We start from the raw sequence: 18,896 nt of genomic DNA, 5'->3' as shown, positions 1-18,896 counted from the left end.
CAAGGGACAGGTCTCTCTGGAATGCTGGAACGCGGGTCCGAGGATAGGCGACAGCCGGGCTGAAATGGCAATTCGCAGGGAGATCGATCAGATGAATGCGATCCGCCAGAGACTGGGCGCGATGTAGCTTGCGCCCGCCTGAGCCGCGGCCTCGGCAGCCCGGCCCACGCGCCAGCGCGTCAGCGGATCACCAGGCGCGGCGAGGTGCCGTGCGGGCTGGCACCGCCAATCACCGCGGCGCCGTCGAAGCCATGCCGATGGAAGATGGCCAACACCTCGTCGAGTGCCTCGGGCGCGCACGAAACCAGCAGTCCGCCGCTGGTCTGCGGGTCGGTGAGCAGGGCGCGCTCTTCCTCGGGAAAGTTCTGCGGCAGGGCGACGTCGGACCCGTAGCCGGCCCAGTTGCGGCCGGACGCGCCGGTGACATGCCCCGACTGCACCAGGTCGCGCACTCCCTCGAGCACCGGCACTTGCTTCCAGTCGATTTCCAGCGACAGCTTCGCGCCGCGCGCGAGTTCCAGCGCATGGCCGGCCAGGCCGAAGCCCGTCACGTCGGTCAGCGCATGCACGCCGTCGAGCGCCGCGAGTTCGGGGCCGGGCGTGTTCAGCCGCGTCGTGGTGGCGATCATGCGTTCGTAGCCGGCCGCGTCGAGTGCTTCCTTCTTGAGCGCCGCCGACAGGATGCCCACGCCCAGCGGCTTGCCCAGCACCAGCAGGTCGCCGGCCTTGGCGCCGGCATTGCGCTTGACGCGCTTCGGGTGGACCAGCCCGAGCGCGACCAGCCCGTAGATGGCCTCGACCGAATCGATGGTGTGGCCGCCCGCGATCGGAATGCCCGCGGCCCGGCACACCGATTCGCCGCCTTCGAGGATGCGCCCGATGGTCGCCGTGCTGAGCACGTTGATCGGCATCCCGACCAGGGCGAGCGCCAGGATCGGCTTGCCGCCCATCGCATACACGTCGGAGATCGCGTTGGTGGCCGCGATGCGGCCGAAGTCGAACGGATCGTCGACGATCGGCATGAAGAAGTCGGTGGTGGCGATCAGCGCCTGCTCGTCGTTGAGCTGGTAGACGGCCGCGTCGTCGGCCGTCTCGATGCCGACCAGCAGCTCGGGCGGCATCGGCATGCGCGCCGTGCCCTTGAGGATTTCCGACAGCACGCCGGGCGCGATCTTGCAGCCGCAGCCGCCGCCATGCGACAGCGAGGTGAGGCGGGGCTCGGTGGCGGGGGCTTGCGGGAGGGCAGCGTTCATGGCGGTGGCTGGAGTTCGTTCAGGAGTTGGAACAGTGCGGCCTGCTCGGCCCTGGGGTCGAACAGCGGCGCGCGCAACGCGCATTGTGTGCGCAGACTGTCCAGCAGACCGGCCGCGCGGTCTTTCGAGCCCTGCCCCGCGCGGCAGGCCTCGAGCAACGCCACCAGTGCGGCGGCGTCCCCGTGCGGAAAGTAGCCCGCGTAGTCGCCGCCGAGCATGCCGACATTGCCGGGCACGCGCGACGCCAGCACCGGCGTGCCGCTGCGCACCGCCTCCATGATCACGTGGGCTCCGCCTTCCAGCGCGCTGGTGTGCACCAGCACGTGGGCGCGCTGGATGCGCTGGCGGGTCTGCGCATGGGGCAGGGCGCCGAGCCAGCGGTAGCCCGGGCAGTCGCTGGCGAGTGCGCGCGCGAGCTCGCCGAGCCCGGTGTCGCCCGCGTCCCCGATGTGATCGATGCGGATGTCCTCGCGCCCGCACAGCAGGCGCGCCGCGTCGAACAGCGTCTGCGGCGACTTGACCTGCCGCAGGTGGCCGACCATCACCGCGCGCAGCTGCCGTTCGGACTTGCGCAGCTCGGCGCGCGCGGATGTCGACTGGTACACCACGCGTGCCTTGTTCCGGCATTCCGGCGGCAGGGCCTCGGCGCCCAGCGCCTGCAGCACGACCAGACGCTGCGCCAGCTGCAGCGAGCGCTGCGCCCGAGGGTCGCTGCCGATGTCCTGGTACAGGTCGGTGCCGGTCAGCACCACGGCCAGGCCGCGGCCGGGATGGGCGCTGGCCCAGTGCGCGATCGATTCCGCCGAGCGCCGCGCGTGCAGCGCCAGCATCACGGTGTCGGCCGGTGCGTCCGCATCGGGCCACTGCTGCACCACGCGCGCGCTGCAGGCCGGCGACAGCAGGGTCTTCCAGCGCTGAGCGGTGCGCCAGTTGCCATTGTTGGCACCGGGCAACGCCGGGCTTACGATCACAACCGATGGATTCGACATTGCCTGTTTATAGCGTGGCCGCCGCGCCCGAGGCGCTGGCGCTGCGCGCGGGGCCGCCGGCATCGGTGCGCGCGGCGCTGCTGGCCGCACGGCGGCGCACGCTCGATCTTGCGGACGATTTTCGGGCCGCGCTGGGAGACGCCTATCCCGGCATCGGCTACGCGCCCGAGTTCAATCCGCCGCTCTGGGAGCTGGGCCACGTGGCCTGGTTCCAGGAATGGTGGATCGGCCGCAACCCGCAGCGCGCGCGGGGCGCGGCCTGCGAGCCGGACCCTGCGCGCGAGCCGTCGCTGCTGCCGCAGGCCGACGCCTGGTACGACTCCAGCCGCGTGGCGCACCGCACCCGCTGGACGCTCCCGCTGCCCGATGCCGAGGCCACGCGCGGCTACCTCGAACGCACGCTCTCGCAAACGCTGGCACTGCTGGACGAGCTCCCGCCGGATGCGCACGACGATGCGCTCTACTTCTTCCGCCTGGTCGCCCTGCACGAGGCCATGCATGCGGAAGCGGCGGCCTACATGGCCGAGGGCCTGGGCATCGCGCTGCGCGAGAGCGGGGCCGCGCCGCAGCTTGCGGCGGACGCCGAACTGGACCTGCCGGCGCAGCGCTTCCGCATAGGTTCCGAAGCCGGCGCCGGCTTTGCGTTCGACAACGAGCTGCAGCCCCACGAGGTCGCCATCGAGCCGCTGCGCATCGACGCGCAGGCCGTGAGCTGGGCGCGCTTCCTGCCGTTCGTCGAAGCCGGCGGCTACGAGGACCCGGCCTGGTGGTCCGACGCGGGCCGCGACTGGCTCGCGCGCCAGCCGCTGCGCCAGCCCGCCTGTCTTCGTGCGGCGAGCACTGGCTGGCAGCAGCGGCGCGGCGGCCGCTGGCTGCCGCTCAACCCGCAGGGCGCAGCGGTCCACCTGAACGCACATGAAGCAGACGCCTGGTGCCGCTGGGCCGGTCGGCGGCTGCCGACCGAGGCCGAATGGGAGTGCGCGGCGCTCACGCTGCCGGGCTTCGCCTGGGGCCGGGTCTGGGAATGGACCTCGAGCCCGTTCGAGCCCTACCCAGGCTTCGCGCCCCATCCCTACCGCGACTACTCGGCGCCGTGGTTCGGCACCCGGCGCGTGCTGCGCGGCGCCTGCCACGCCACGTCGGCGGCGCTCGCGCATGCGCGCTACCGCAACTTCTTCGAGCCGCACCGCCGCGACATCTTCGCCGGCTTCCGCAGCTGCCGGGCCGCCGGCGGCTGAGCGGGCTCTTGCGGTCTAATCCCCGCCTTGTTCTTCGCTTTTCGGGAGTCTCATGAAATTCGCTGTCTTGCCGCGCTTCGTGCTGGCGCTGGCCCTGCTGGCCGGTGCCATCGCCGCGCAGGCCCAACAAACCTTCCGCATCACCGCGATTCCCGACGAATCGCCGACCGAGCTCGCGCGCAAGTCGGCGCCGCTGGCCGCCTACCTGGAGCGCAAGCTGGGCGTGAAGGTCGAGTTCACGCCGGTCACCGACTACGCGGCCGCCGTCGAGGCGCTGGCCAACAAGCAGGTGGACCTGGCCTGGCTCGGCGGCTTCACCTTCGTGCAGGCCAGCCATCGTTCGGGCGGCAAGGTGGTGCCGCTGGTGCAGCGCGAGGAAGACGAGAAATTCCGCTCGGTGTTCATCACGACGAACGCGGACATCCGCTCGCTCGGCGATCTCAAGGGCCGCAACCTGAGCTTCGGCTCGCAGTCCAGCACCTCGGGCCACCTGATGCCGCGCAGCTTCCTGCTGGCGGCCGGCATCGACCCCGACCGCGACCTCAAGCGCGTGGCCTATTCGGGCGCGCACGACGCCACGGTGGCTGCGGTCGCATCGGGCAAGGTGGACGCCGGGGCCCTCAACATCTCTGTGTGGGAGAAGCTCGTGGCCGACAAGAAGGTCGATCCGGCGAAGGTGCGGGTGTTCTACACCACGCCTGCCTACTACGACTACAACTGGACCGTGCATGCCGACATGCCCGCCGCCAGGCGCGAGCAGCTGGTGCGCGCATTCGTCGAGCTGAGCCCGGCCACGCCTGAGGGCAAGGACATCCTTGCGCTGCAGCGCGCCACGCGCTTCGTCCCGACGCGCGCCGAGAACTACAAGGGCATCGAAGCCGCGGCGCGCAACGCCGGGCTGCTGAACTGACCGGCGCAATGCAGGAGCGAGGCCGGTGAACATCGAGCTGCGGTCATTGTCCGGCCGTCATCCGGCGGCCCCCGCCGCGGCGCCGCCTGCATTGCGCGCGCTGGACCTGCACGTGGCGGCGGGCGAGCAGGCCGCGGTGATCGGGCCTTCGGGCGCCGGCAAGACGACACTGCTGCACCTGATGGCCTGCGCGCTCGCGCCCGCGGCCGGCAGCATCGAACTCGACGGCCGCAATCCGTGGCGGCTGCCCCGGCGCGAACTGCAGCGCCTGCGCGGCCGGCTGTTCCTGGCGCCGCAGGTGCCGCCGCTGCCGCCGCGCCAGCGCGTGGTGACCGCGGTGCTGGCCGGCCGGTTGCCGCGCATCGGGCTGTGGCAGGCGCTGCGCAGCCTGTTCTATCCGACCGGCATCGCGCAGGCCGACGCTGCGCTGGCGCGCTTCGACATGGCGGAAAAGCTCTTCGCGCGCGTGGACCGCCTGTCCGGCGGCGAGCGGCAGCGAGTGGGACTGGCGCGCGGCCTGCTCTCCGAGGCGCAGCTGCTGCTCGTCGACGAGCCCTTGTCGGCGCTGGACCCGGCCCGCGCCGGGCAGGCCCTGGACACCCTCACGCAGTGGGCGCGCGAGAGCGGGGCGACGCTGGTGGCCACGCTGCATGACGTGCCGCTCGCGCTGCAGCACTTCCCGCGCATCATCGGCCTGCGCGACGGATTGCTGGCCTTCGACCTGCCGACTGCGCAGGTGACGCCGGCCCTGTTGCGCGAGCTTTATGCGCAGGAGCCGGCGCAGGCCGGTGTCCTCGACGAGGGCCCGGTAGCAGCGGCTCCTGTCGTGATGCACTGCCGCTGAGCATGGCCGCCGTTCCGTCACGCACAACACCGGCAGAGCGCGACCCCGCCTGGGCGCACCGCGTGTTCTGGCTGCTGGCCGCGGCCGTGGTGCTGTGGCCGATGCTCGTGCTGACCGAATTCAAGCCCTGGCTGCTGCTGGCGCCCGGCAGCCTGGAGCCGGCGCTGCGGTTCCTGGCGGGCTTCGTGCCGCCGCGCATGGACGCGGAGTTCCTGGCGCTGGTGGCGCGGGAAACCTGGCGCACGGTGGCCATTGCCACGGCCGGGCTGACGCTGGCCATGGTGCTGGCGATTCCGCTCACGCTGCTGTCGGTGCGCTCGCTTTCCATCTCCGGCCTGGCCGGCCGCATGGCGGCGCTGCCGGCGGTGCTGCGCTTTTCGGTGCGCGGGCTGCTGATCGTGCTGCGCAGCGTGCCGGAACTCATCTGGGCGCTGGTGTTCGTACGCGTGGTCGGGCTGGGTGTCACGGCCGGCGTACTGGCCATCGCGCTGACCTATGCCGGCATGCTGGGCAAGGTCTACGGCGAGATCCTGGAGAGCGGCGATGCCCATCCCACCGAGACGCTGCTGCGCAATGGCGCCGGCCGCATCCAGGCCTTCTTCTACGGGCTGCTGCCGCAGAACGCGGCAGAGCTCACCAGCTACACCGTCTATCGCTGGGAATGCGCCATCCGCTCGTCCGCCGTGCTCGGCTTCGTGGGCGCGGGCGGCCTCGGCCAGCAGATGGATGCATCGATGAAGATGTTCAACGGCGCCGAGGTCAGCACCATGCTGCTGGTGTTCGTGCTGCTGGTTGCCGCCACCGACCGGCTGAGTGCCTGGCTGCGGCGCGCCCTGGCCTGAGAGCTTCCTCGCCATGCCGAAGATCGAGCCGCAGCCATCCGCCGCCAACGAGGTCTACCGGCTGCCGCCGCCGCTGTTCGACGCGCGCTGCCGCGCCTGCTGGATGGTCGCTGCGATGGTGGCGCTGGTGGTCGCGAGCTTCTGGTCGCTCGACCTGCAGTGGGCGCGCTTCTTCTCGATCGATTCGCTGGCCCGCATGGGCCGCTTCGCCGGCGAGCTCGCGAAGCCGGCCCTCGGCGCGGCGTTCCTGCAGAAGCTGCTGCCGGCCGCGCTCGAGACGCTGGCGATGTCGGTGGTCGGCACCTTGCTGGCCGTGGTGGCCGGCCTGCTGCTCGCGCTGCCTGCGAGCAAGCTGCACGCCGGCGATCCGGCGCGCTGGCGCGGCCCCGCGCGGCTGCTGCTCAACGCCCTGCGCAGCGTGCCGGAACTGATGTGGGCCGCGCTGTTGCTGATTGCCGCGGGCCTCGGGCCATTCGCGGGTACGCTGGCGCTGGCGGTGCACACCTCCGGCGTTCTGGGCCGCCTGTTTGCCGAGAGCATCGAGAACGCGGCCCAGGGCCCGGCCTTCGCGCTGCGCGTGCGCGGCGTGCCGGAAGGGCGGGTGTTCCTCTATGCGACGCTGCCGCAAGTGCTGCCGCAACTGATGAGCTATGCGCTCTACCGGTGGGAAAACAACATCCGCGCCGCGGCGGTGCTGGGCGTGGTCGGCGCCGGCGGGCTGGGCCAGATGCTGGCCTTTCACCTGGGCCTGTTCCAGATGCGCGAGACCAGCGCGGTGCTGCTGGCGATGATCGTGCTGGTCGCACTGGTGGACGCTGCGAGCTACATCGCCCGGCGCCTGATGGGGCGGTGAACCGCGCCTTTGAGCTGCAGCCGTTTCAGCGGTAGGCGCGAGCCGAGTTGGTCGAAAAGAACTTCGTCCTTGCCAGCTCGGACTTGTCTTGCATGAACCACAGGGCCGAGCCCAGGACATCGCAAAAGGGGGCCTCGCGCAGGCTGTTGGGCCAGTCGCTGCCAAACAGGCACCGGTCTTCGCCAAACAGTTCCCACAGGATGTCCAGGCGGTTGCGGGCCTGCGCCGAATCGCTCGCGTTCACGGGGATCTGGGAGATCTTCACGAACATCCCGGGGTGCGCCGCCAGGGCCCGCAGGTTGTGCAGGAAGGTCTGCTCCTGATCGGCCGGGACGACGGCGCCGGGCAGGTGGTCGACCACGATCCTCAGTGCCGGCACCTGGTGGGCGATCTCCAGCAGGGCCTCGATCAATCGTGCATCGGGGTTGGCGCTGTCGAGGCTGCGACCGCTCTCTGCCAGCGCGCGCAGGCCGCCGATGAAGGCGGGGTTTCGAACATCTTCGCGCAGGTCGCGGTCCCAGAGGTTGCCGCATCGGATTCCGAGGAACAGGGGCTCGGCCGACAGCCGTTCCAGCGTGCGGCGAAAGTCGTCGGTGCCGGGCACCAGGTTGCCGACGAAGCCGAGCATCCGGGCATCGGCGCGCAGCGTTTCCAGCAGCCAGAAATTGTCCTCCTGCCAGGGACTCGCTTCGACGGCGATGGCACCGGTGACGCCGTGCTCCGCCGATGCGGTGAAGTAGTCCGCAGGAAGCGTGGGCCGATGGATCGCATCGTGCTTCGGAGGCCACGGAATGCCTTGCGGGCGGCGGGGATCGAACAGATGGATGTGCGAATCGACGATCGGTCCGGTGTAGATGCCCAACCCCCTGCCAGGCGGTTCCGGCCAGAGTTCGGGGGTCATTGAAGATTGACGAACAGGCCGCCGTCCACCAGCAGCGCGGCGCCCGTGACATAGCGGGCCATGTCCGACGCCAGGAAGACGACCGGGCCGGCGATGTCCTCGGGCACGCCCAGGCGGCCCAGCGTGGTGCGCCGGATCATGTAGGCGCGCTTTTCCTCATCGGCCAGGTCTTCCTGGTTGATGTCGGTGGCGATGGTGCCCGGCAGCACGGTATTGCAGCGGATGCCGTAGGGTCCGAGCGCGATGGCGCAGGACTGCATCAGCGAGTGCAGCCCTGCCTTGGTCGGCGTGTAGTGCGTCTGCATGCCGCCCCCGACCAGTGCGCTGATCGAACTGACGGCGATGATGGCGCCGCCGCTTCCTTGTTTCTTCATCTGGTTGGCAGCGGCCTGGACCGCGAAGTAGGCGCCGTTCAGGTTGGTGTCGACAGTGCGCAAGTAGGTTTCGCGGGGCATGTCGAGAAAGGAGTGGAAGGGGCAGATGCCGGCGTTGTTGACGAACACGTCCACGCCGCCGAAGGCGTCGAGCGCCGCCGCGACCAGCCTGGCACCGGTGTCGGGGTCGGCGGCATCGCTGCCCACCTCGATGCCATGGCCGCCGAAGCCGGAGATTTCCTCCATCAGCGAGAAGGCCGCCGTCCGGCCCTGGGCACTGCCGCTGTGCCCGATGACGACGCGCGCTCCCTGGCGCGCGCATTCCATAGCGACGGCACGGCCGATGCCGCGCGAGGCGCCGGTCACGATCACGGTCTTGTTGGCAAGCAGCATGCGCAGCACTCCTTCAGGTGGCTGATTCGGGCGGAAAGGCGAAGACCGGCAGCAGCTCGACGCTGACAGGGGAATGATCGGGGTGGGTCTGCATGATGTCCGCCATGTAGGCCCACCAACGCTGCATCACGGGCGAGCGGGGCAGCGCTTCGAGCAGGTCGTCGCGCCGGTAGCGCACGACACCGTAGAGCGCGCCGTCCTTCTCGTCGAGAAAGATCCGGTAGTCCTCGATGCCGGCCTGCTGCAGCAGTGCCGCCAGCTCGGGCCAGAGGGCATCGTGGCGGCGCCGGTATTCCGCCGCCTGACCCGGGTTCAGCTGGAGCCTGAAGGATCGCACCGGCATCGCTCGCGCACCTCAATGGCTGTAGGGCCGCTCGAGCATGCATTCGGGGTTCAGGCGCACCCCGAAACCCGGCTTGTCGAGCTGGTTCACCGACATCCGCCCCTGCTGCGGAATTGGTTCGTCCAGCAGCAGCGGGTTGAACATCGGCACCACTTCATCGGCCTTGGGCGCCATCATCAGGAACTCGGCAAACGGGCTGTTGTGCCGCGTGATGACGAAGTGATAGCTGTAGACCGACGAGCCGTGCGGCACCACCAGCGCGCCGTGCGCATCGGCCAGCGCAGAGATCTTGACCAGCTCCGTGAGGCCGCCGCACCAGTTCACGTCGGGCTGGATGATGTCGCAGCATCCCATCTCGAGGAGCAGGCGGAAGCCCCAGCGCGTGGCCTCGTGCTCGCCGGTCGAGACCATCATGCCGGCGGGCATGTTCCTGCGCAGCGCCGCATAGCCCCAGTAGTCGTCCGGCGGCAGCGCCTCTTCGATCCACTTGAGCCTGAAATCGGCGGCAGCGTGCGCCAGCCGCGTGGCGTAGTTGAGGTCCAGGCTCATCCAGCAGTCGTACATCAGCCAGAAGTCGGGGCCGACCTGCTCGCGCATGTGGGCCAGCTTCTCGAGGTTGCGCCGCAGGCCTTCCTCGCCTTCGGCGGGGCCGTGCTGCAGTGGCAGCTTGCCGCCGATGAACCCCATCTGCTTGGCGAGGTCCGGGCGCGCGCCGGTGGCATAGAACTGCAGTTCGTTGCGCACGGCGCCGCCGAGCAGCTGGTGCACGGGCTCCTCGCGCAGTTTGCCCATCAGGTCCCACAGCGCCAGGTCCACCGCGGAGAGCGTGTTCAGCACGATGCCCTTGCGGCCGTAGTAGAGGGTCGACTGGTACATCTGGTCCCAGATCTTCTCCACGTCGGTGACCCGGGCGCCTTCGATGAAGCGCGCCAGGTGCTTCTCCACGATGAAGGCGCCCGGCTCGCCGCCGGTCGTGACCGCGAAGCCCACGGTGCCGTCGCTCGCCTCGACTTCCACCACCAGCGTGCCGAGCACGTTGATGCCGAAGCTGCGGCGACTCTGGCGGTACTCGGGGTACTTGCTCATCGGGGTCGAGATGTGGTCGTCGATCCAGTGCCCGTCGGACTGGTCGTGGTAGTCGGCCCCGCCGCCACGCAAGGTGTAGGCACGAACCTGTTTGATGGTCTGGGAAGCCATGGGCAGCACCTTTCTTCGGTTGCGGGGTGGTCAACGCGCCCAGCGCAGCACCATCGCGTCGAGGTTCCGGGCGATTTCGATCAGCCCGGCTTCGGTCGCGGGATGCAGCGCGGGGATCGGGTGCCGCGCCAGGTCGCAGCGGATGATTCCGCCGGCCTTCATCAATGCCTTGCTGGCCAGCAGGCCGCACTGCCGGTTCTCGTAGTTGATGAGCGGTAGCCATCGCTCGTAGCCGCGCATCGCCTGTTCGCGGTTCCCTGCGAGGTAGTCGCGGATGATCGGCTGCAGGCCGTCGGGATAGCCGGCGCCGAGGATGCCGCCGGTCGCGCCGGCTTCCAGGTCGGCGAACAGCGTGATGGCCTCTTCACCGTCCCACGGTCCCTCGATGGCATCGCCGCCCAGTCGGATCAGTTCGCGCAGCTTGCCGGCCGATTGCGCCACCTCGATCTTGAAATAGCACACCGCCGGCACGTCGTGCGCGAGCTGCGCCAGGAAGGCTGCGGACAGCGGCGTGCCGCTCATCGGGGCGTCCTGCAACATGATCGGTATGTCGAGGCCGTCGGCCACGCGCCGGTAGAACTCCCCAACGCCGGCCTCGCTGGCCCGGATGGTGGCGCCGTGGTAGGGCGGCATGATCATGACCATGGCCGCTCCCGCCTGCGCGGCGCGCTTGCTGCGGTCGGCGCAGATCTGGGAGCTGAAATGGCTGGTGGTCGCAATGACCGGGACGCGTCCGGCCACATGCTCGAAGATCGTGGTGGTGAGGATTTCGCGCTCACGGTCCGACAGGGCGAATTGCTCCGAATAATTGGCCAAGATGCAAAGCCCGTCGGCGCCCGCTTCGATGATGAAATCGATACAACGCTTCTGGCCGTCGAGATCGAGTTCGCCGCGCTCGTCGAAAATCGTCGGGGCGACCGAAAAGGCGCCCGCATACCGCGCCTTGCGTTTTCCGGAATTCATCATTGCAGCCACCCGAGGGATGCTGCCGCCTTGATCGCTTCAGGAATGATCAGCTTTTCGTGCGGCTCGAAGATCGGCTTCGGCAGGTCGCTCGGCTTGTAAAAGCCCGAGGGCGTGCTGCTCGTCAATTTGCCGCTGCGGTAGCGCGTGATATAGAGCAGCGACAGGTAATGCCCCCGCTTCGATTCACTGAATTCAAGGATCTTGATGAATTGAGGCCCATCGGCCACCACGTCCGTTCCCAATTCGTCCTTGCACAGCCGCTCCCAGGCGTTGTCGATGGATTCGTTGAAATTATGCATGACGCCCGGGTTGTGCCATTGCCCTGCGAAGGGCTCGTCAGGCTGCCTTTCCTTGCTCGGCCGCTGGGTCAGCCAGACATTGCCGCCTTCGTCGAAGATCACCAGTTCGGTGGATATCTTCTTGTAGGTCTTTACGAATTCCTCATAAAGCCGCTGCGGCAATACCCTCGCTCCCACGTCGGAGCGAATTCTTTGCAAGATGGAAATTTCCTCATCTATCAGTGCTTCATTCCAAGACATTTTCATTCATCCTGTGACGTAGGGTTAAAGAAGGTCTCCTCTGCGGCAGCCCTGCTCTCGAATGGCGGTAAAGGAATTATTTTTCGTAATGAAATAGGTTTAAAGAACCGGTTGGCTGCAGATAAATCGCAACATTAATTAGCAACATATATGCCATGTGCTGCACTGCAGCAGAGAAATGAATGGCACCTTCGGTGGTGCAAATCAATTGCCACATCGGGCTGAAAAGTTATGTCACATCGATCTTTGGCATTTCATTCTCTGGACCGAATAGCGGCCGGGTGGCTCTACTTTTCCGGTGGTCGGGACAAGGCGGTTTCATCCAGACGAGGCGGTGTTCGGGCGTACTGGATGCGCAGGCTTCGCGAGCGCTGGGCGCTCTTTTTTTTCTGCACCAAAACGCGACTCGAAGCGGTATCGAGGGGCCTGCACTGCACCGGGAAAAGCAGGCGCCCGGGTGTGCGGCGGTGCTCATTCGCCGCGTGCCGGCACCATCGGCTCCGATGCGGCATTCGCATCGCGCCGCTTGGGCCGGCCGGGAATGGGCTTGGCCAGCAGAGCCTGCGGCCCGTCGCGCCGGTAGTCCGCGACCCAGCGAAACACCGTGCGCCGGTTCAGGCCGTAGACCAGCGCGACCTGGGCCACGCTGCACCCTTCGTTCACGGCCGCGACCGCCCGTTGCCGCAGGGTCTGCAGCAGCCGGTGGTCCAGGCTGCGGGCGTCAAACTTGGCATTCATGATCGACGGCCTTGCGCAAGGCGGTGGTCCGGAGTGCGCCCCAGATGCCCAGGCCCTGCAGCACGAGCAGCCCTGCGAACGGGAGCGAGACCGACAGGTTGGTGCCGACCGGAAGATGCCCGACCAGCGCCGAACTGATGCCGGCGCAGACCATCATTCCGCAGCCCAGCAGGCTCGCGGTGGCGCCGGCGCGATCGGGGTAGAGCGTCATCGTCAGCGCCACCACGTTGGAGAACAGCAGGCCCTGGCCGAAGTTCGTCAGCATCACCCCGGCCAGCAGGCTCGGCAGTACCAGCGAACCGGGTGTGCTGAGCATCGCGAAGATCCCCAGCACGCAGGCAGCGAGCCCGGCCAGCATGAGGGTGCGGCCGCTCACGGTGCGGATCAGCGTGCGGTTGAGCAGCGTGCCCACGAGGTAGCACACGCCCGCGAGCAGCGCAGTGGTGCCGAAGTAGGACGGGCTCCGCTGCAGCCGGTCCTGGATGACGAAGGGACCGATGATGTTCCAGATCAGGAACACCGACAGGCTGCACCCCAGGGCCAGCGTCGCCGACAGGAAACGCGGGTTGCCCAGGATCAGCACATAGCCGCCGAGCGATTGGCGCAGGCTCTTGCGCCGGCTGGGCGCGAGCGACTCCTGCAGCTTGAAGCTGAGCGCCAGCAGCACCGCGCTGTAGCCCGCATACAGCGCGAAATTCCAGCGCCAGCCCGCGTACTGCTCGACCAGGCCGCCGATGAAGGGCGCCAGCACCGGACCCAGGCCCCAGGCGAGGCTCAGGTAGACCACGGCGACATAGAAGCGCTCGCCCTGGATGTTGTCCACCAGCAGTGCGCGCGCCACCACCTGGCAGGCGCCGATGGCAAAGCCCTGCATTGCGCGGCCGATGAGCAGCTGCGTGATGTCGCCGGCCATCATCGCCACCAGGCTTCCCGCGATGAAGAGCGCGAGGCCCGGCAGGATGGCCGGCAGCCGGCCGCGCCCGTCTGCGATCAGGCCGAAGAAAAGCTGGCCGACTGCGTAGGCGATCAGCGTGACCGAGATGCTTCCCTGCATCACGATCGCGCTGACGCCAAATTCGCGCCCGATGGCGGGCATGCTGGGCGCGTAGAGATCGATCGCGATGCCGCTGACGCTGTTCAGCAGCGGTGCAATGACGATGACGAAGTTCTCGTAGGACCTCGTCTGCTGCTGCGTGGATGCCGGGTTCATGGCCGTTCCTCCTCGGTAAAGAGTTCGGGGCCCGGGGCCGGGTCGCGACCGCCGGGCTGATGTCTGGCATGCCTGGCGCGCGCGCTTTTCACGGCGACGGCCTGCCCAGATAGAGTTCCCGCACCTGCGGGTCGTGCATGAGCGAGCGGGCCGCACCCGAAAGCGCGACGGTGCCCATCGACAGGATGTAGGCGCGGTCCGAGATGCGCAGCGCTTCCATGGCGTTCTGCTCGACCATCAGGATCGTGACGGCCTCCTTGCGGCGGATCTGCGCGATGGCCTCGAACACCTCCTGCAGCATCTTGGGGGAGAGGCCTGCCGAGGGTTCGTCGAGCAGCAGGATGTGGGGCCGCGGCATGAGGGCGCGCGCCAGCGCCAGGATCTGCCGCTCGCCGCCCGACAGCGAAGCGGCACGCGCGCCGAACTTGCGCCCGAGCATCGGATACAGCGCGCACAGCTCGCGCATGCGCTCTTCGCACTGCGCGTTGCCCAGGTAATGGCCGCCCACCAGCATGTTCTCACGCACCGTCAGCGCGCTGAAGACGTTCTCGGTCTGCGGCACGAAGCCCAGGCCGCAGCGGCGGATCTTGTCGTGCGCCGGCATCCTCGACACGTCCTGGCCCTCGAGCAGCACCGTGCCGCTGCGCGGCGGCACGAAGCCGGCAATGCTCTTGAGCAGCGTGGACTTGCCGCAGCCGTTCGGCCCGAGCAGCGTCACGATCTCGGCCCTTGCGGCGTGCAGCGTGATGCCCTTGAGGATGTCGACCTCGGCCGTGTAGCCCGCGACAACCTGCCTGACCTCGATCATGGGAGCGCCTCCTCGAGCTCGGGCTCCTCGGCGCGCCCGAGGTAGGCACGCACCACTTCCTCGTTGCGCACGAGTTCGTCGGGGCGGCAGTCGGCGACGATGCGGCCGCGGTCCAGCACGATGCAGCGTGTGCAGACCTCACGGATGAACTGCATGTCGTGCTCGACGATCAGCATCGTCATGCCCTCGGCATTGAGGTCCCGCAGCGCGGCCACGATTTCGCGCCGCAGGTTGGGGTGCACGCCGGCCGTCGGTTCGTCGAGGATCAGCAGCCGGGGCTGCGCCATCAACGCGCACACGATGCCCAGCAGCTTCTTCTGGCCGCCCGAGAGCGCAGCGGCCGGCAGGTCGCGCACGGGAGCCAGCAGCAGCTGGTCGAGCAGCTGCCCGGCTTTCTTCAGCGCAGCCTGTTCGGTGCGGTGCGCCGCCGCGCTTCGCAACAGCGTGGCCCAGATGCCGTGGTGCGCCGTGGCGGCCGCCACGGCCACCTCCAGCACCGACATCTTGCGCGGCATCGAAGGCAGCTGGAAGGTGCGCCCGATGCCCGCCGCGACCACGCGGTGGACCGGCAGCCCGTCGATGCGATCGCCGGCCAGGCGGATCGCCCCGCGGTCGACGGTTTCGAAGCCGTTGATGGTGTTGAGCAGCGTGCTCTTGCCCGATCCGTTGGGCCCGAGCAGCCCGACGATTTCGCCGGGCGCGACGTTGAAGCTCACGTCCTGCAGCACGTGGTTGCCGCTGAATGCCTTGGCGACGGCTTCCACATCCAGCAGGGCAGGCGTATGGCGACTCATGGCATCTTCCGGATCTTCTCCGGCACCAGTCCTTCGCTGCGCCACAACAGGCAAGCCAGCAGGATGAGTCCGATGAGGCCCAGGCGCAGCGCGCCGGCCTGGTCCGAGCCGAAGCCCAGCACCTGCCTGGCAAATGGCGCCAGCACGTTCGCCGCCTGGACCAGCAGTACGCCGACGAGCACGCCGGCCGTGCTGCCGACGCCACCGATCATCAGCATGGTCCACAGCAGGAAGGTCTCCGCGGGGAGCATGTAGTCGGGACTCACGAAGCTCATGTAGTGGGCATAGAGCGAGCCTCCGAGCGCGGTGATGGCCGCGCCGGCCATGAGGGTGCGCGACTTGAGCGAGCGCAGGTCGTAGCCCATGCAGGCCGCGAGTTGCGGCTCCTCGCGCATGAGTCGCAATGCACGGCCGAACCGGCCATTGCCCAGCCGGCGGCACAAGAGGGCGCATGCGGTAACGACGGCCACGACCAGTCCGAGGAAGGCCAGTCCGCTCCACGGCCTGCCCAGGCCGTCGAAGAGCGAGGGAATGGCGCTGATGCCGTTGGCGCCACCCGTGAGCCAGTCCTCGTTGGTCGCCACGGTGCGCAGGATCTCGGCAATCGCCAGCGTGGCGATGCCCCAGTAGTCGCTGGCCAGCTTGTTGCCGATGCGCGCGATGCACCAGCCCAGCGCCATCGCCGCGAGCACGCCAAGGGCCGCCCCGGCGAGCGGCGGCCATCCGAGCGCGAAGGCGATGCCCGTCGCATAGGCGCCGAGGCCCGCGAACGCGATATGGCCGAAGTTCATCAGGCCTGCATAGCCCGCCTGCAGATTCAGCCCCAGCGCCATGAGCGCGTAGATGCCCGCAACGGTCAGCGAGAAGACGAGGAAGTCAAACACGGCGTACCTCGCGGTCGAACAGTCCGTAGGGCCTGAACAGCAGCGCCAGCAGAAGAATGAGGAAGGATGCTGCGTTGATGTAGGTCACGGGCAGGAACTTCATGTCCACTCCGAAGAGAAAGCCGAAGTTGAGATTGGTGACGGCGGTCTCGGTCACCGCGATGAGCAGCGCGCCTGCGATGGCGCCCATCGGGTTGCCCAGCCCACCCAGGATGGCCGCGGCGAAAACCGGCAGCAGCAGGTCGTTGCCCAGGTTGATGTGGGCACCCGTCGACAGCGACAGCATGCTGCCTCCCAGGCCCGCCACCATGCCGCTCGTGAAGCTCACGAGAAAAGTGATGCGCTCCGCGTTCAGCCCCGATGCGTTGGCCAGTGCGGCGTTGTTGGTGAGCGCGCGCATGGCGCGGCCCAGGCGCGTGTAGAACAGCAGCAGCGTCACCAGCGCCAGCAGCACCATCGTTGTGCAGACGAAGTAGAACTGCGTGTACGAGATGTGGGCGCCGGCGATGGTCAGCGGTGCCGCATGGCCGAGCTTGAACATGCGCGGAAACGACCCCGCCAAGCCCTGCATCAACGCGATGGCCAGCATCGACACGGCCAGCGAGCCGACCATGGAAATGGACGGGCCCGCCCGCAGCAGCCGGCGAAAGATCAAGAGGTGCAGGCCCAGCGCCACCACGCCAGTGACGACGCTGGCGATCAGCAGCGACCCGACCAGCGGCGCGCCCGCGGCATGCAGCGCATAGCTCGCGTAGGCCCCGAACATCGCGTACTGCACATGGGCGATGTTCGGGAACTTGACCAGCCCGTAGAGCATGCTCAGTCCGAGCGTGACCAGTGCGAGGTCCGCAGTGCGCAGGAGGGCGTCGATCAGGAACTGGAACATGTCAGCGGCCTTGTGCGGTGTGTGGCTCGATCAGCGCTGCGCGATCTTTCCGTTCTCGAACTTGAGCCGGTCGTAGGGCGGGTTGAGCCGCTGCCGGTTGGCGTCGAAGCTGATGACGCCGGTGACGCCGGGGTAGGATTGCCCGATCTCCTTGAGCGCGGCCTGGATGGCGGCCGAGTCGACCGACTTGGCCTTCTCCATCGCGGCCGCGGTCATCAGCACGGCGTCGTAGCCATAGCCCGTATAGGCGGTCTTGAAGCCTTCCTTGTATTTCGCGGTGAAGGCTTCGGCATAGGCCTTGCCCGACGGCCCCTGCACCGCGCCGAGCTCCATGCCGAGCTGCCCGTTGGCGATCTCGGGCGGCGTGTCCGACACGCACATGCTCAGGAGGATGGCGTACCAGGGTGTCTTGCGCAGGCCCAGGTCGTGCGCTTCGCGGTTGATCACCGCGGCCTCCTGGCCATACGCGGTGTAGACGAAGGCGTCCGGGCTGCTGCGCGACATCTGTTCGAGCTCGCGGCGGTAGGTGGACTGCCCCGCGGCATAGAGAACCTCGGTGACGACCTTGCCGCCCAGCTTTTCGAAGGCCTCCTTGTAGCCCTGCAGCACGCCCTGTCCGTAGGCGTTGTTGGGCGCGATCACGGCGACCTTGCGGTAGCCCAGCGCGTAGGTGTCGGAGGCCGAGAAGCTGTTGGCGTAGTTCTCCAGCCCGAGCAGCCCGAACGAGGTGGACCCGAGGTCCTTCAGCTTGATGCTGCTGCTGTTGATGTTGAGGTGTGTGACGCCTTCCTTGACCAGGTACTGCCCCACGGGCAGCGTGATGCTCGAGGAGTATTCGCCCATCACCACCGGCACCTTGTCCACGCCGACCAGCTTGCGCGCCGCATTGAGCGCCGTCGTGGCGTTGCCGCCCGAGTCCTCGACGAGCACGTTGAACTTCTTGCCGAGCACGCCGCCCTTTGCATTCACCTGGTCGACGCCCAGCATGATGCCGCGGCGCACGTCCTCGCCGATGGTGGCGCTTGCACCCGTGAGGGACAGCACCGCGCCGACGTTGACGGTGCCCTGGGCCAGGGCGACGGAGGAGCCGGCTGAGAACAGCAGCACGGCGAGAAGACTGGGTGAAAACTGTTTGATCACGGCGTACTCCACGTTTTGAAAAAATCGGAAAAAGGGCGCGATGGCAGGGCCGCCTACACGTGCCCTGCATACAGCCGAACCACGCTGCGCTGGATGAACTGGACGATGTCTTCCATGCGGTGCGCCACGTGGCCGCTGATGACATCGCGGCACAGCGGTGCGTCGCGGCGCAGCAGTGCATCGAGCAGCGCCAGGTGCTCTTCCTCCATGGCCTTGCTCCTGCCTTCGAGATCGCTCCATCGAAAGTAGTGGATGCGGGCGTTGACGGCCTGCAGCGACTTCGCGATCTCCTGGTTGCCGGAGAGCCGCGCGATCGACAGGTGAAACTGCTCGTCCGCTTCCAGCAGCTGGTAGGTGGACATCGCCGCCGTGTGCTGCATGACGTCGATCCATGCGTCGCGCGCCAGGACGATGTCGTCGTGCGGCGCGCGCTGCAGTGCCAGGTTGACGGACGCAAGCTCGATGGCGCCGCGCAGCTCGTACAGGTCGAAGACCTCCTGCCGTTCGAGTTGCCGTCCGTAGAAACCGCGGTTGGGCACCAGCGTGAGCATGTTCTCGGCCACCAGCCGGTGCAGCGCCTCGCGCAGGGGCGTGCGACTCACGTCCAGCTCCTCCGCCAGTTCGCCTTCGTTGACGCGTTCGCCGGGCTTGATCCGGTAGACGATGACCATTTCCTTCAAGCGCTTGTGAACGTCGTTGACGGTCATGCCGGCGCGGCGCAGCGTGCGCGGAAGAACGCTCACGACGGCTTCGGATCTGCGGTTCATGGGGCTTTTGAAGCTTTTGAAAATAGG

The 18,896-nt window shown here is 68.0% G+C and carries 21 protein-coding genes; 5 read left to right on the top strand and 16 right to left on the bottom strand.

The window, feature by feature from the left end:
* Positions 1 to 179 precede the first annotated feature (179 nt).
* A complete protein-coding gene (gene senC, locus L1081_RS09890) occupies positions 180 to 1,253 on the bottom strand; it encodes a selenophosphate synthetase SenC (protein ID WP_489416248.1) in 1,074 nt (357 codons plus the stop codon).
* Positions 1,250 to 2,242: a selenosugar synthase SenB gene (gene senB, locus L1081_RS09885; protein ID WP_489416247.1), complete on the bottom strand. Its 993-nt coding sequence runs from the start codon at positions 2,240 to 2,242 to the stop codon at positions 1,250 to 1,252. The genes senC and senB overlap by 4 nt, the downstream gene beginning before the upstream one ends.
* On the opposite strand from senB, the gene senA reads away from it, so the two are divergent.
* Genes senA through phnE form a run of 5 tightly spaced genes read left to right on the top strand, consistent with a single transcriptional unit; the run spans position 2,230 to position 6,929 of the window.
* Positions 2,230 to 3,480, top strand: a complete 1,251-nt coding sequence (gene senA / locus L1081_RS09880) for a selenoneine synthase SenA (protein ID WP_489416246.1) — start codon at positions 2,230 to 2,232, stop codon at positions 3,478 to 3,480. The genes senB and senA overlap by 13 nt on opposite strands.
* A 52-nt stretch (positions 3,481 to 3,532) precedes the next feature.
* Positions 3,533 to 4,390, top strand: a complete 858-nt coding sequence (locus L1081_RS09875; protein WP_489416245.1) for a putative selenate ABC transporter substrate-binding protein — start codon at positions 3,533 to 3,535, stop codon at positions 4,388 to 4,390.
* A 25-nt stretch (positions 4,391 to 4,415) separates the two neighbouring features.
* Positions 4,416 to 5,234: an ATP-binding cassette domain-containing protein gene (locus L1081_RS09870; RefSeq protein WP_489416244.1), complete on the top strand. Its 819-nt coding sequence runs from the start codon at positions 4,416 to 4,418 to the stop codon at positions 5,232 to 5,234.
* Positions 5,235 to 5,236: 2 nt separating this feature from the next.
* On the top strand, positions 5,237 to 6,076 hold the full coding sequence (locus L1081_RS09865) for an ABC transporter permease subunit (RefSeq protein ID WP_489416243.1): 840 nt from the start codon (positions 5,237 to 5,239) through the stop codon (positions 6,074 to 6,076).
* A 13-nt stretch (positions 6,077 to 6,089) separates the two neighbouring features.
* Positions 6,090 to 6,929, top strand: coding sequence for a phosphonate ABC transporter, permease protein PhnE (gene phnE / locus L1081_RS09860; RefSeq protein WP_489416242.1), 840 nt, complete (start codon positions 6,090 to 6,092; stop codon positions 6,927 to 6,929).
* 25 nt (positions 6,930 to 6,954) lie between these two features.
* Here phnE and L1081_RS09855 read toward each other — a convergent pair whose 3' ends face one another.
* The 14 genes from L1081_RS09855 to L1081_RS09790 all read right to left on the bottom strand — a co-directional run bounded on the left by L1081_RS09855 (position 6,955) and on the right by L1081_RS09790 (position 18,869).
* Positions 6,955 to 7,830 carry an amidohydrolase family protein gene (locus L1081_RS09855; protein WP_489416241.1) on the bottom strand — a complete coding sequence of 292 codons (876 nt, stop codon included), beginning with the start codon at positions 7,828 to 7,830 and terminating at the stop codon, positions 6,955 to 6,957.
* Positions 7,827 to 8,597 carry an L-rhamnose 1-dehydrogenase Lra1 gene (gene lra1 / locus L1081_RS09850; protein ID WP_489416240.1) on the bottom strand — a complete coding sequence of 257 codons (771 nt, stop codon included), beginning with the start codon at positions 8,595 to 8,597 and terminating at the stop codon, positions 7,827 to 7,829. Before lra1 ends, L1081_RS09855 begins: the two co-directional genes overlap by 4 nt.
* Before the next feature lie 13 nt (positions 8,598 to 8,610).
* A complete protein-coding gene (gene rhaM, locus L1081_RS09845) occupies positions 8,611 to 8,940 on the bottom strand; it encodes an L-rhamnose mutarotase (protein WP_489416239.1) in 330 nt (109 codons plus the stop codon).
* Between the two features lie 12 nt (positions 8,941 to 8,952).
* Entirely contained in the window at positions 8,953 to 10,137 is a 1,185-nt protein-coding gene (gene rhmD, locus L1081_RS09840; protein ID WP_489416238.1) for an L-rhamnonate dehydratase, read from the bottom strand.
* A 30-nt stretch (positions 10,138 to 10,167) separates the two neighbouring features.
* The gene (locus tag L1081_RS09835) at positions 10,168 to 11,103 is read right to left on the bottom strand and encodes a dihydrodipicolinate synthase family protein (RefSeq protein ID WP_489416237.1); all 936 of its coding nucleotides are present in this window, start codon (positions 11,101 to 11,103) and stop codon (positions 10,168 to 10,170) included.
* Complete coding sequence (locus tag L1081_RS09830) at positions 11,100 to 11,642, bottom strand: NUDIX hydrolase (protein ID WP_155248128.1); 543 nt, start codon at positions 11,640 to 11,642, stop codon at positions 11,100 to 11,102. The genes L1081_RS09835 and L1081_RS09830 overlap by 4 nt, the downstream gene beginning before the upstream one ends.
* A 471-nt stretch (positions 11,643 to 12,113) precedes the next feature.
* Complete coding sequence (locus L1081_RS09825) at positions 12,114 to 12,380, bottom strand: helix-turn-helix domain-containing protein (protein WP_489416236.1); 267 nt, start codon at positions 12,378 to 12,380, stop codon at positions 12,114 to 12,116.
* Entirely contained in the window at positions 12,364 to 13,590 is a 1,227-nt protein-coding gene (locus L1081_RS09820; protein WP_489416235.1) for an MFS transporter, read from the bottom strand. Before L1081_RS09820 ends, L1081_RS09825 begins: the two co-directional genes overlap by 17 nt.
* Positions 13,591 to 13,678: 88 nt before the next feature.
* Complete coding sequence (locus L1081_RS09815) at positions 13,679 to 14,398, bottom strand: ATP-binding cassette domain-containing protein (protein WP_489416234.1); 720 nt, start codon at positions 14,396 to 14,398, stop codon at positions 13,679 to 13,681.
* The gene (locus L1081_RS09810; RefSeq protein WP_489416233.1) at positions 14,395 to 15,192 is read right to left on the bottom strand and encodes an ATP-binding cassette domain-containing protein; all 798 of its coding nucleotides are present in this window, start codon (positions 15,190 to 15,192) and stop codon (positions 14,395 to 14,397) included. The genes L1081_RS09815 and L1081_RS09810 overlap by 4 nt, the downstream gene beginning before the upstream one ends.
* Positions 15,189 to 16,076 (bottom strand): ABC transporter permease subunit, encoded by an 888-nt coding sequence (locus tag L1081_RS09805; RefSeq protein WP_489416232.1) that lies wholly within the window; start codon positions 16,074 to 16,076, stop codon positions 15,189 to 15,191. Before L1081_RS09805 ends, L1081_RS09810 begins: the two co-directional genes overlap by 4 nt.
* On the bottom strand, positions 16,069 to 16,962 hold the full coding sequence (locus L1081_RS09800) for an ABC transporter permease subunit (protein WP_489416231.1): 894 nt from the start codon (positions 16,960 to 16,962) through the stop codon (positions 16,069 to 16,071). Before L1081_RS09800 ends, L1081_RS09805 begins: the two co-directional genes overlap by 8 nt.
* Positions 16,963 to 16,992: 30 nt before the next feature.
* Positions 16,993 to 18,099: an ABC transporter substrate-binding protein gene (locus tag L1081_RS09795; protein WP_489416760.1), complete on the bottom strand. Its 1,107-nt coding sequence runs from the start codon at positions 18,097 to 18,099 to the stop codon at positions 16,993 to 16,995.
* A 56-nt stretch (positions 18,100 to 18,155) separates the two neighbouring features.
* Positions 18,156 to 18,869 (bottom strand): FCD domain-containing protein, encoded by a 714-nt coding sequence (locus L1081_RS09790; protein ID WP_489416230.1) that lies wholly within the window; start codon positions 18,867 to 18,869, stop codon positions 18,156 to 18,158.
* Positions 18,870 to 18,896 lie beyond the last annotated feature (27 nt).

It is taken from the genome of Variovorax sp. MSC1_012, from assembly GCF_023667525.1.
Classification (GTDB): Bacteria; Pseudomonadota; Gammaproteobacteria; order Burkholderiales; family Burkholderiaceae_C; genus Variovorax; species Variovorax beijingensis_B.
The sequence above is the reverse complement of the archived record's forward strand: the minus strand, read 5'-3'. Positions and strand labels throughout refer to the sequence as shown.

What these genes read in the sequence shown, in the direction of transcription:
- L1081_RS09800 (WP_489416231.1), bottom strand. Translation starts at nt 16,962, where the DNA reads ATGTTCCAGTTCCTGATCGACGCCCTCCTGCGCACTGCGGACCTCGCA.
- L1081_RS09865 (WP_489416243.1), top strand. Translation starts at nt 5,237, where the DNA reads ATGGCCGCCGTTCCGTCACGCACAACACCGGCAGAGCGCGACCCCGCC.
- L1081_RS09790 (WP_489416230.1), bottom strand. Translation starts at nt 18,869, where the DNA reads ATGAACCGCAGATCCGAAGCCGTCGTGAGCGTTCTTCCGCGCACGCTG.
- senB (WP_489416247.1), bottom strand. Translation starts at nt 2,242, where the DNA reads ATGTCGAATCCATCGGTTGTGATCGTAAGCCCGGCGTTGCCCGGTGCC.
- phnE (WP_489416242.1), top strand. Translation starts at nt 6,090, where the DNA reads ATGCCGAAGATCGAGCCGCAGCCATCCGCCGCCAACGAGGTCTACCGG.
- L1081_RS09820 (WP_489416235.1), bottom strand. Translation starts at nt 13,590, where the DNA reads ATGAACCCGGCATCCACGCAGCAGCAGACGAGGTCCTACGAGAACTTC.
- L1081_RS09825 (WP_489416236.1), bottom strand. Translation starts at nt 12,380, where the DNA reads ATGAATGCCAAGTTTGACGCCCGCAGCCTGGACCACCGGCTGCTGCAG.
- L1081_RS09855 (WP_489416241.1), bottom strand. Translation starts at nt 7,830, where the DNA reads ATGACCCCCGAACTCTGGCCGGAACCGCCTGGCAGGGGGTTGGGCATC.
- lra1 (WP_489416240.1), bottom strand. Translation starts at nt 8,597, where the DNA reads ATGCTGCTTGCCAACAAGACCGTGATCGTGACCGGCGCCTCGCGCGGC.
- rhmD (WP_489416238.1), bottom strand. Translation starts at nt 10,137, where the DNA reads ATGGCTTCCCAGACCATCAAACAGGTTCGTGCCTACACCTTGCGTGGC.
- senA (WP_489416246.1), top strand. Translation starts at nt 2,230, where the DNA reads ATGGATTCGACATTGCCTGTTTATAGCGTGGCCGCCGCGCCCGAGGCG.
- L1081_RS09835 (WP_489416237.1), bottom strand. Translation starts at nt 11,103, where the DNA reads ATGATGAATTCCGGAAAACGCAAGGCGCGGTATGCGGGCGCCTTTTCG.
- senC (WP_489416248.1), bottom strand. Translation starts at nt 1,253, where the DNA reads ATGAACGCTGCCCTCCCGCAAGCCCCCGCCACCGAGCCCCGCCTCACC.
- L1081_RS09830 (WP_155248128.1), bottom strand. Translation starts at nt 11,642, where the DNA reads ATGTCTTGGAATGAAGCACTGATAGATGAGGAAATTTCCATCTTGCAA.
- L1081_RS09815 (WP_489416234.1), bottom strand. Translation starts at nt 14,398, where the DNA reads ATGATCGAGGTCAGGCAGGTTGTCGCGGGCTACACGGCCGAGGTCGAC.
- L1081_RS09875 (WP_489416245.1), top strand. Translation starts at nt 3,533, where the DNA reads ATGAAATTCGCTGTCTTGCCGCGCTTCGTGCTGGCGCTGGCCCTGCTG.
- L1081_RS09810 (WP_489416233.1), bottom strand. Translation starts at nt 15,192, where the DNA reads ATGAGTCGCCATACGCCTGCCCTGCTGGATGTGGAAGCCGTCGCCAAG.
- rhaM (WP_489416239.1), bottom strand. Translation starts at nt 8,940, where the DNA reads ATGCCGGTGCGATCCTTCAGGCTCCAGCTGAACCCGGGTCAGGCGGCG.